Consider the following 10,526-nt stretch of genomic DNA (forward strand, 5'->3'; position numbering starts at 1 on the left):
GGCGCAACCGCATTCCAGACCTTTGCGGAGCTTGCAGCATAATTCTGTCCGCAGATCAGGCTATGCCGACATTGGGCAAAGTTTGCGACGGAACCTCATGCGACGCTGTAGAACGATAATATAAATGAAATCTTGCCAGTCCCTTGCCCGTCTTGTTCTTATCTATTCCGGAGCGGTTGCTTTTGGGCTAGTCGCCTATTGGATGCAGTTTCCACTCCCGTGGATGATCGGGGCCATGGTGTTCGCGTCTACCGTTCGCATGGCGGAACGGCCTCTGCACGTGCCTGGGGAAACAAGACAGATCGGCCAAGTCCTTGTCGCCACATCTGTTGGGCTTTCCTTCACTCCAGAGGCGGTTGGTGCCATGGTCTCGTTGTTGATCCCAATGGTGGGTGCCGCGATTCTGACGATTGGTCTCGGTTTCGTGGTAGCCGCGTTTCTCATGCGCGCCACCCGGGTTGATGTCATCACGGCAGTCCTGGCTTCCATCCCGATGGGACCAGTCGAAAGCGCAAACCTTGCGGTCAAGCACAACGTGCTTCCCGGTCCGGTCGTCTTCGCACAAACGCTCAGAATCATGTTGCTCGTCATCCTGATTCCCCCCGCGATCGTCGCGTTCGACGGGACCGTGAAAGACCCGGTCGCGGCCCTCAGCCGCATGGACTGGACTGTGTCGGGCGCCATCCTTCTGGCTGTGACTGGCTGCGTTGGTGCCTTGATTGCACGATCTGTGAGTTTGGCCAATCCATTTTTTGTCGGATCACTGGGTGGGGCTGCGGTAGCCGCCGCGTTAAGCCTGCCGATCACTGCTTATCCCTATCCTTTGCTGGTCGTGGCTCAGGTGTTTCTGGGCGTTTGGCTTGGCGCAGTTTTCGATCGCGATCTTTTGCGCCGCGCACGCGGCTTTATACCGGGCGCTATTGCCGCATCCCTGCTGCTCATCGCACTCTGCATTGGGATGGGCGTAGTCCTGACATGGGTCACGGATCAAACATGGCAGGTGATGCTGTTGGCCACTGCTCCTGGGAGCGTGACCGAAATGGCCCTGACCGCGAAGATCCTTGAGGATGGGCTGGCGGTTGTGACGGCTTTCCACGTTGTTCGCATATTCATCATTCTGCCATTTGCCAGCTCTATCATCAGTGTTACGGTTCGTTTGGCTGACTATTGGGAGTTGCGATGAGAGCGAATGTCAGCTCAAGTTAGGGCCTCTGGAAAATCAGGATTGAACGAACCAGCTAATGCGAGAATTTGGCATGCCTGTTTACATGGAGACATCTAACAGGCTGCTGAAAAACACCGGGCTCGACGCGGTTTCGAGAACATGATTCACTTCCGGCACGGCAGCGGCGGCGGAGTTGATGATGCGCGGGACGGACGAGGCGAGCGGATCGCTGTTCAGCTATGTGGACCTGGAGGAGCGGGTCCCAGCTGGTCATCCACTTCGCAAGATCCGGCAGATCGTGAACGACTCGCTGGCGAGCCTCGATGCCGAGTTCGGTGCGCTCTACACCGACTTCGGTCGCCCCTCCATCGCGCCGGAGCGCCTGATCCGGGCGAGCCTTCTCCAGATCCTGTTCTCGATCCGCTCGGAGCGGCAGCTGATGGAGCAGATGGACTACAACCTGCTGTTCCGGTGGTTCGTAGGGCTCGGCATCGACGATCCCGTTTGGGTCCCGACCGTGTTCAGCAAGAACCGCGACCGGCTGTTGACCTCCGACATGTCGCGTAAGGTGATGGCCGCGATCTTGGCGCACCCTTCGGTCAAGCCGTTGCTGTCGGACGAGCACTTCTCGGTGGATGGCACACTGATCAAGGCTTGGGCCTCGATGAAGAGATTTCAGCCGAAGGATGGCACAGCGCCGCCGCAGAATGATGATCCCGGCGGGCCGCCATCACCACCAGCCGATGAGACCTCCGCGGACACCGACCAGCCCCAGCAGACCGAGACCCAGCCGATGACGGATACGCCCCGCCAGCCCCGCAACGCCGAGGTGAACTTCCGGGGAGAGAAGCGCTCGAACGCCACCCATGCTTCAGTCACAGACCCGGATGCGCGCCTTTACAAGAAGGCGCCGGGCGCCGCGGCGATGCTCTGTTTCATGGGGCATACGCTGATGGAGAACCGCAACGGCCTCGTGGTGCAGGCCGACCTGACCTACGCCGATGGCCGTGGCGAGCGGAAGGCGGCGCTAGAGATGATCAATCGCCACTCTCCGGGTTCGACCCGGCGCCTGACGCTCGGGGCGGACAAGGGTTACGACGGAACCCTTGTCGGTTGACACAGACAATGATACCTAACGGTTGTTAGTTATGGAGGAAGCAGTTAATCGTTTATGCCCGAAGCCGCAGTGAAGCAACCGCCCCAAAGCACCCGCAACCCGGTTGGGCGAGAAGGTGTCCTGGACGTCGCGGCGCGGCTTTTCCGCGAACAGGGCTATGGGGCCGTGTCGCTGAGAACGATCGCCGCGACCGCAGGGATCAAGGCGGGCAGCATATACTATCATTTCGGCTCCAAGGACGAGATCGTCCTGGCGGTTCTGGATGTCGGGGTTCAGGTCGTTCATGAAAGCATGCGCCAAGCCGTGTCCGCCTTGCCCGCGGGCACCGGTGCCGAAGCGACGCTGCGGTCCGCGATAGGGGCGCATCTGCGCGCACTTATCGACCTCAGCGATTATACCTCAGCCAATGTTCGCATTTTCGGCCAGGTGCCGCAGTCCGTCAAAGATGCCAACCTGCCCACGCGCCGCGCCTATGAGGCCGAATGGGACGCCCTGCTGTCCCGGCTTCAGGACAACGGCGCATTGAGGGGCGATGTGAACATCCGCCGCCTGCGCCTGATGTTGATCGGCGCACTGAACGCCACGCTTGATTGGTTCGACCCGGAACGAGGTAGCGCCGAGGCGCTGTCGCGCACCTATGCCGATGTGTTTCTCAACGGAATACTTGAAAGACAGGATACCTGATACGTGGCTCGTCTTGAATCTGCGGTGATGACCGCCTCCAAAACCTACGCACGCAACCACGCGGCGCAAAGCGAACGTGTCGAGACATTGCGCGCGCGGATCGCCGGGGCCACTTCGGGCGGACGACCCGACATGGTCGACCGTCACCGCAAGCGTGGCAAGCTTATGGTCCGCGACCGGATCGACCTGCTGGTGGACCCGGGCACCGCGTTTCTGGAACTGTCCTCGCTGGCCGCCTATGGCCAATACGGCGGCGAGGTTCCCGGATCGGGGATCGTGACCGGCATCGGTGTGGTCCATCGGCTGCCCTGTATGGTAATTGCCAACGACGCCACCGTAAAGGGCGGCTCCTTCTATCACGAGACGGTGCAGAAACACATCCGCGCCCAGGAAATCGCGGCGGAAAGCCGTCTGCCATGCCTCTATCTGGTGGATTGCGGCGGGGCCTACTTGCCGGAACAGGACCGGGTCTTTCCCGACGCCCGCCATTTCGGAAATTCTTTCTATCGTCAAACCAACATGTCGGCCAGCGGCTTGCCGCAGATCTCTGCCGTGTTTGGCGGCTGCACGGCGGGCGGGGCTTATATTCCCGCGCTGTCGGACGAGGTCATAATGGTGCGCGGTAACGCGCGCATCCATCTGGGCGGGCCATCGATCGTCAAGGTGGCGATCAACGAAGAGGTCGATGGCGAAACGCTGGGCGGCGCCGAAATGCACGCGCGCGTCTCCGGTGTATGCGACCACTTGGCCGAGGACGAATACCATGCCCTCGCGCTGATGCGCGACATCGTGGCCGAGCTTGGTCAATCGCGCCCGATGCGGCCCGAGGCGCCCCCCGAAGCGCCCGCCCATGACTCGTCCGAATTGCTCGGTGTCATCAGCGCCGACCGCAAGGAACCCTATGATATGCGCGAGGTTCTGCTGCGCATGATCGATGCGGGCGAATTCCGCGAATTCAAGCCCGGCTGGGGCGAAACGCTGGTCTGCGGCACGGCACGCATCCATGGCTATCGCGTGGGTGTCCTGGCCAACAACGGCGCGCTTCTTTCCGACAGCTCGTTGAAGGGAGCGCAGTTCGTCTCGATGTGCGATCAGAGGAACATCCCGCTTTTGTTCCTGCATAATATTTCGGGCTTCATGGTCGGAACAGAGGCCGAACGGGGCGGCATCGCCAAGGACAGCGCCAAGCTGGTCTATGCGATGTCCGTAGCCAAGGTGCCGCGCCTGTCGGTCCTTCTGGGCGGCTCTTACGGTGCGGGCAATTACGGCATGTGCGGGCGCGGGTTCGCGCCAAATTTTCTGTTTGCATGGCCGACAGCGGAACTGGCCACCATGTCCGCCGACATCGCCAGTAACGTGATGCTCGAACTGCGCCGCCAAAAGGGCGGCGAGCCTGAAAAGATGCAAGCCGACATGGCGCAGATCGAGGCGCAGGTGCGCGCCCAATATGGCGAACAGTCCGATCCCTATTACGCCACCTCGCGGCTCTGGGATGACGGGTTGATCGAGCCGGGACAAACCCGCGATATCCTTGGGCTGTGTCTGGCCATAGTCTGTTCGGTGCCCGAAACAGGGCGCCACACGCCCATATTCAGAATGTGAGGCCAATACCATGACGACGACCTACGAAACCATCCTGCTTGAGACCGATGCCCGCGGTGTCGCCACCGTTATCCTGAACCGGCCGGACAAACACAATGCCTTGAACGGCCGTTTGATCGCCGAGTTGACGGACGCCGCCGAAAAACTGGCCGACGACGACAAGGTGCGCATCGTGGTTCTGACCGGCACCGGAAAGAGCTTCTGCGCCGGGGGGGATTTCAACTGGTTCTCGTCGAACATCGACAAATCCCGCGCCGAACGGGTCAACCAAAGCGCCACGCTTGCGCATCTGCTGCGCCGTCTCGACACGCTGCCCAAACCGCTGATCGGGCGGATCAACGGGCCAGCCTATGGCGGTGGCGTCGGCATGATTTCGGTCTGCGACTACACGATTGGCACCGAAGGGACGCGTTTTGGCCTTACCGAGGTGAAGCTGGGCCTTCTGCCCGCCAATATCTCGCCCTATGTCGTGGCCCGCATCGGCAAGGTGCATTCGCGCGAAACCATGCTGTCGGGGGCTTTGTTGGACTGCACGCGCGCCGAACGGATCGGTCTTTTGACCGAGGCCGTTTCCGCCGATGAGCTGGACGCGGCCGTTGAGCGCGTCGTGCGCAATCATCTGCAGGCCGCGCCGGGCGCTGTTGCTGACACCAAGGCGCTGATCGCCTATGTCGCGTCCCACGAGCTGGAGACCAACATGATCTACACTGCCGACCGTCTGGCCGACGCCTGGGAAACCGAGGAAGGCATCGAGGGTATCAACAGCTTCCTTGAAAAAAGCACTCCTTCATGGCGGGTAAAATGAGCTTCACCCGCGTCCTGATCGCCAACAGGGGCGAGATCGCGCGGCGAATCCAGCGCGGCTGCCGCGCACTGGGGCTGGAAACGGTCGCGGTCTTTTCCGAGGCCGACCGCGATGCGCCTTTCGTGGCCGAGGCCGATCACGCTGTCTGCATCGGCGGGGCGGCCCCCTCGGACAGCTATCTGAACATCGACGCCATTCTGGACGCCGCCAGCGCAACCGGTGCGGGCGCGGTGCATCCCGGCTATGGCTTTCTGTCCGAAAACGCAGGTTTTGCCGCTGCGGTCGAATCGGCTGGCCTTGTGTTCATAGGTCCAGAGGCAGACGCGATTGCGATGATGGGATCGAAAATCGAGGCCAAGGCCGCCGCTGAGAAGGCAGGCGTGGCTGTGCTGCCCGGTTATCGCGGCGCGGACCAATCCGATGCGCGATTGCTCGAAGAGGCGCGGGCGCTTGGCACGCCGTTTCTGGTCAAGGCCAGTGCGGGGGGAGGCGGGCGCGGGATGCGCCTTGTCACTGATCTGGCAGAGGCCCCCGAGGCCATCGCCTCTGCCCGGTCCGAGGCGATGGGGGCCTTTGGCGATGCGGCGGTGTTCCTCGAACGCTATGCACCCCACGCCCGCCACATTGAGGTGCAGGTGCTGGGCGACAGCCACGGCACCGTGCTGCATCTGGGCGACCGCGACTGCTCGCTTCAACGCAATCACCAAAAGCTGATCGAAGAGGCCCCCGCCGCCGATCTGCCCGACGCCCTGCGCGATGACATGCGCGCTGCGGCGGTGCGGCTGGCGCAATCCATCGGCTATCGCTCGGTGGGAACGGTGGAATACCTTTATGACCCTGCGGGGGGGAAATACTACTTTCTGGAAATGAACACCCGCCTGCAGGTGGAACACCCCGTGACCGAGGCTATCACCGGGCTTGACCTAGTCGAATGGCAGTTGCGGATCGCGCGGGGCGAGGTGCTTTTGTTGGGGCAATCGGATATACGGTTTCACGGCCACGCCATCGAGGTCCGTATCGCGGCCGAGAACCCGGCCGAGAATTTCCGCCCCGAAACAGGTCAAATCACCCTCTGGGTGCCGCCTGCCGGGGTACGGGTGGACAGCGGAGTCGTTGAAGGGTCGGTTGTCAGCCACCATTACGATTCCATGTTGGCCAAGCTGATCGTCCATGCGCCGGATCGGGCAGGGGCGATCCGGCAGGTCATCGCAGCGATTGATGCCTTCGCCGTTGGCGGCGTCGGCCTGAACCTGTCCTATCAGCGCGCGCTTCTCAACCATCCCGAATTTCAAGCGTTTCGGCATCACACCTCGGGACTTGTCGAGCTGTTCCCGGATGGCTGGACGCAACCCGCACCCGATGCCCGAGACCTAGGCCTCGCCGCCATGGCGCTGCATTTGCGTCTCGCCCCGGCGGGCTGGTCGCCGTGGGAAAGCCTCGGATCATGGCGGCTCACGGCCCCTGCGGGACGGTCTGGTGTTGCGTCCTATTGGACCTCATCCGGGGAAGAGCCGATCCGCATATCCAGCCCCCCGGACGCGCTTGCCGCCTTGCTGCCGGATGGCCAGAGCATCACAACCGAGGCCATCGCCCTGACCGCCGATCGCTTGAGCGGGCGCATCGACGGGGTTCCCTTCACGCGCATTGCCCATGTCGAACGCGTCCGCGATCACTGGCGCGTGCATCTTCAAACCCCTGCGGGAATGACCACGACGGACCTGCGCACTCTGGAAGATCAACACCTTGCCCGCGGCAGCCTCGGTGCAAGCGGCGCTGATCTGCTGACGGCTCCGATGCCGGGTGCCGTTGCCGAGGTGCGCGTCGCGCCCGGCGACTGCGTCGCCGCCGGTGACACGCTCGTGGTGCTCGAAGCCATGAAACTGCTGCAAAGCCTGTCCGCGCCGGTCGCGGGCGTGGTGACCGAAATTCATTGTGCGCCAGGCGATACCGTCGCCGGAGGCGCCCCACTCGTCCAACTCGACGCGGAGCAAACAACATGACCAAACAAGACACCATCGCCGCGGCCACCGGCCCCTTCAACGAAGACCTCGAGATGATCCGCGCGCAGTTGCGCCGGTTCATCGAAACCGAAGTGACGGCCAAGGCCGACGCCTGGGAAAACTCCGGCATGGTGCCCCGCGACGTGTTGCGCCGGATGGGCGATCTGGGCGTTCTGGGTATGCGCTATGACGAGCAACACGGCGGCGCAGGGCTGGGTGTGATGTCGAGCGTGGTTCTGGCCGAAGAGGTCGGGCGCTCCACTTTCGGAGGGTTTTCCGCCACGGTGCTGGTGCATACCGACATGGCCTCGCCGCATCTTGAAAATGCCGGTGCCCCGGAACAAAAGGCCCGCTGGATGCCTTCGATCACCTCGGGCGAAAAGATCGCAGCCGTCGCGGTGACCGAACCCGGTGCCGGTTCGGACGTGGCCGGCATGCGCACCCGTGCGGTGCAGGACGGGTCCGATTGGGTGCTGAGCGGCACCAAGATGTTCATCACCAATGGCGTGCATGGTGATATCTACTTTGTCGGAACCAAGACCGACCCCGATGCCAAGGGCTCGCGCGGGATCACCATGTTCGTGGTCGAAAAGGGCACGCCGGGTTTCTCGGTCGGACGCGCGCTCAACAAGACCGGCTGGCTGTGTTCGGACACGGCCGAGTTGATCTTTGAGGATCTCCGCGTTCCGGCCGAAAACGTGCTGGGCGAGGTCAACAGGGGCTTTTATTCGGTGATGAAGAATTTCCAGAACGAACGCATCGTTCTGGGCGCGATGGCCTGCGCCGAAGCACAAACTGCACTTGACATAACGGTGGATTACGTCAGACAACGCAAGGCTTTCGGCGGTGTGCTCTGGGACAAGCAAGCCATCCGCCAGCGGCTGGCCGACTGTCAGACCCGGATCGAGGCCGGCCGCCAGCTTGTCTATCATGCGGCCAGGCTGGACGCCGCAGGCCGCGACTGCGTGAAAGAGGTCTCGATGGTCAAGGCCTATTGCGGCGAGCTTGTGAACTCTGTGCTCTACGATTGTGTGCAGTTCCACGGCGGTATGGGCTATGTGCGCGAGACGCCCGTGGAACGCATGTCGCGCGATGCCCGCGTGCAGGCCATTGGCGGCGGGGCGAGCGAGGTCATGCTGGAAGAAGTTGCCAAGCGCATGTGAGCCAGAACTCCAGGAAAGTCGAAAATCTGCTGACACGAGGACCAACTACATGAATATGGAAACCACCCAACGCCGGCCAATCGCAAGATTGCCCCGAGAGGTCTCTATAATACTCATCGGCACACTTCTTCTGACACTCTCGGCGAAAGTCGCGGTGCCTTTCTACCCGGTCCCGATGTCGACCCAGTCGCTGGTGGTTCTGAGCCTCGGGCTGTTTCTGGGGCCAATACGCAGTGGTCTTGTCGTCACTGCTTACCTTCTGGAAGGCCTGCTTGGCCTTCCGGTTTTCGCGGGCGCGCCGCCCACACCGGCAGGACTGGCCTATATCATGGGCCCTACCGGCGGTTTCCTGATTGGGTTCGCGCTCGCAGCGGTCGCGGCAGGCTGGGTGGTTCAAAATCTGGGCGGGGTTCAGCCAGTAGTTAGAGCCACTGTCGCGGTATGTCTCGGGTCGATACTCATGTATGGCACCGGGCTCCTCTGGTTGGGTGGTTTTGTCGGGTATGGTCGCGGGGCTCTTTCCGTTCCTGCTCGGTGACCTTGCGAAGGCGGCTATCGCAGTGGTGCTGTTCACACGTTTCCACAATCGCTGCGCCATGTGACGACCGGGCGCTTGGCTTCAATTTCCGAGTTGCGGGCTTGACCGGCACTGGATCCTGTCTTGAGGTGGTCAGATCGATGCGAAATCCAAAAGCGGAAAAACATATCTTCTTGTTTCGCCGGATACGTCTCCGTTCAGCGGAACTTGTTCCGAATCTTGCTGCGACAGGGGCGATGTCCTTTCGGCAGGCAGCGGATCGGTCGCTGTCAAAAAAGTGGTGATAGTCGATGACGAAGAGCAGCATGTTTTTCACAGAGCCGGAACCTCCCCGCGCGCAATGCATACAGGTCGCCGAGGGCATCCAGAGGATTGTCGCGAACAATCCCGGAAAGATGACCTATTATGGTACGAATACCTATATCGTCGATACATCCGAGGGTCGGTTCGTTATCGACCCCGGTCCTGTAGAAGACAGCCATCATCTCGACGCGATTATCGGGAATCTGGGAGCCAACCCAATCGGGATTCTCGTCACCCATCACCATTCCGATCACTTCGGCGCCGCCCCGGTATTGCGCGATAAGACAGGTCTGCCCGTTTATGTCTCGCGGGCATTTCCGGACGACGCGTTTCAACCTGACGGGTTCCTGGAGGACGGAGAGGTAATCGCTGGTCTTACTGTCCTGCACACACCGGGCCATGCGAGCGATCACCTCTGCTTTGCGCGTCAGGGCGGGTTTCTATTTACCGGCGACCATATAATGAGTTGGAACAGCTCGATCGTGAGCCCGCCCGACGGCAACATGCACGATTACTGCGCTCAGCTTCAGCGGCTGATCGAGCGTGACGACAAGATTTGCCTGCCGGGTCACGGTCCGGTTCTCCGGGATCCGCAACCCTATGCCGAACGGCTGCTCGCCAACCGGATGCGTCGGGAAGCGGAGATTCTTGCGCACCTGAGGAACACCCCGGACACAGTCAAAAATATTGCCGCTTCGGTCTACAAGAAGTCCGATCCGCATATTAAAATGGCCGCCGAACGAAATGTTACGGCACATCTCGAGAAGCTTCTCTCGGAATCGAGAGTGGTCCAAGATGGAAAAATTTGGACATATATCTGAGCTTGACTTTGTACGTTTTTGGGTCAGGCCCATGTCCATAAAACGCCCTCGTTCGCTATAAACTCGAGCGCCTCATCGAGGGGCAAGACAACACCGCCCATGTCATCGACGTCCTCCCATCTGCGTCGGTGTGACCAGTATCCGAGGCGGACCTCGTCGCCGCTCCCGGTCGGCTTCAATCGGCCGATCGGGGCTTCGGTTTCCAGCAGGTAGAGATGGTAGGCACCCTTATCCGGTTCTGTCGCAAGAAATCTATTGACCCGAGAACGGGCGATTGCTGGACGCAATTATGCTGCAAGCGCCGCAAATTGCTGAAAGCCGGTGGCCC

The 10,526-nt window shown here is 61.3% G+C and carries 8 protein-coding genes and 1 pseudogene; all 9 read left to right on the forward strand.

What is annotated here, in order from left to right; all coding sequences use genetic code 11:
* The first annotated feature begins 202 nt into the window (after positions 1 to 202).
* The 9 genes and pseudogenes from ACSSVY_RS22150 (at position 203) to ACSSVY_RS22190 (ending at position 10,198) form a co-directional block, all read left to right on the forward strand.
* Entirely contained in the window at positions 203 to 1,183 is a 981-nt protein-coding gene (locus ACSSVY_RS22150) for an AbrB family transcriptional regulator (protein ID WP_454272163.1), read from the forward strand.
* 181 nt (positions 1,184 to 1,364) lie between these two features.
* A pseudogene (locus ACSSVY_RS22155) lies at positions 1,365 to 2,264 on the forward strand (IS5 family transposase); the annotation flags it as partial.
* 87 nt (positions 2,265 to 2,351) lie between these two features.
* Positions 2,352 to 2,966 (forward strand): TetR/AcrR family transcriptional regulator, encoded by a 615-nt coding sequence (locus ACSSVY_RS22160; protein WP_454272165.1) that lies wholly within the window; start codon positions 2,352 to 2,354, stop codon positions 2,964 to 2,966.
* Between the two features lie 3 nt (positions 2,967 to 2,969).
* Positions 2,970 to 4,568, forward strand: coding sequence for an acyl-CoA carboxylase subunit beta (locus tag ACSSVY_RS22165; protein WP_454272167.1), 1,599 nt, complete (start codon positions 2,970 to 2,972; stop codon positions 4,566 to 4,568).
* A gap of 10 nt (positions 4,569 to 4,578) precedes the next feature.
* Positions 4,579 to 5,373 (forward strand): crotonase/enoyl-CoA hydratase family protein, encoded by a 795-nt coding sequence (locus tag ACSSVY_RS22170; RefSeq protein WP_454272169.1) that lies wholly within the window; start codon positions 4,579 to 4,581, stop codon positions 5,371 to 5,373.
* Positions 5,370 to 7,373, forward strand: a complete 2,004-nt coding sequence (locus ACSSVY_RS22175) for an acetyl/propionyl/methylcrotonyl-CoA carboxylase subunit alpha (RefSeq protein WP_454272171.1) — start codon at positions 5,370 to 5,372, stop codon at positions 7,371 to 7,373. Before ACSSVY_RS22170 ends, ACSSVY_RS22175 begins: the two co-directional genes overlap by 4 nt.
* On the forward strand, positions 7,370 to 8,536 hold the full coding sequence (locus ACSSVY_RS22180; RefSeq protein WP_454272173.1) for an acyl-CoA dehydrogenase family protein: 1,167 nt from the start codon (positions 7,370 to 7,372) through the stop codon (positions 8,534 to 8,536). Before ACSSVY_RS22175 ends, ACSSVY_RS22180 begins: the two co-directional genes overlap by 4 nt.
* A gap of 175 nt (positions 8,537 to 8,711) precedes the next feature.
* Positions 8,712 to 9,074: a biotin transporter BioY gene (locus ACSSVY_RS22185; protein WP_454272175.1), complete on the forward strand. Its 363-nt coding sequence runs from the start codon at positions 8,712 to 8,714 to the stop codon at positions 9,072 to 9,074.
* Positions 9,075 to 9,364: 290 nt separating this feature from the next.
* The gene (locus tag ACSSVY_RS22190) at positions 9,365 to 10,198 is read left to right on the forward strand and encodes an MBL fold metallo-hydrolase (protein ID WP_454272177.1); all 834 of its coding nucleotides are present in this window, start codon (positions 9,365 to 9,367) and stop codon (positions 10,196 to 10,198) included.
* The last annotated feature ends 328 nt before the right edge of the window (positions 10,199 to 10,526 follow it).

The organism is Roseovarius sp. MBR-51, from assembly GCF_053628575.1.

Bases quoted from the DNA above. Each gene is read 5' to 3' on its own strand.
- ACSSVY_RS22150 (WP_454272163.1), top strand. From the start codon at position 203: ATGCAGTTTCCACTCCCGTGGATGATCGGGGCCATGGTGTTCGCGTCT.
- ACSSVY_RS22170 (WP_454272169.1), top strand. From the start codon at position 4,579: ATGACGACGACCTACGAAACCATCCTGCTTGAGACCGATGCCCGCGGT.
- ACSSVY_RS22175 (WP_454272171.1), top strand. From the start codon at position 5,370: ATGAGCTTCACCCGCGTCCTGATCGCCAACAGGGGCGAGATCGCGCGG.
- ACSSVY_RS22180 (WP_454272173.1), top strand. From the start codon at position 7,370: ATGACCAAACAAGACACCATCGCCGCGGCCACCGGCCCCTTCAACGAA.
- ACSSVY_RS22185 (WP_454272175.1), top strand. From the start codon at position 8,712: ATGTCGACCCAGTCGCTGGTGGTTCTGAGCCTCGGGCTGTTTCTGGGG.
- ACSSVY_RS22190 (WP_454272177.1), top strand. From the start codon at position 9,365: ATGACGAAGAGCAGCATGTTTTTCACAGAGCCGGAACCTCCCCGCGCG.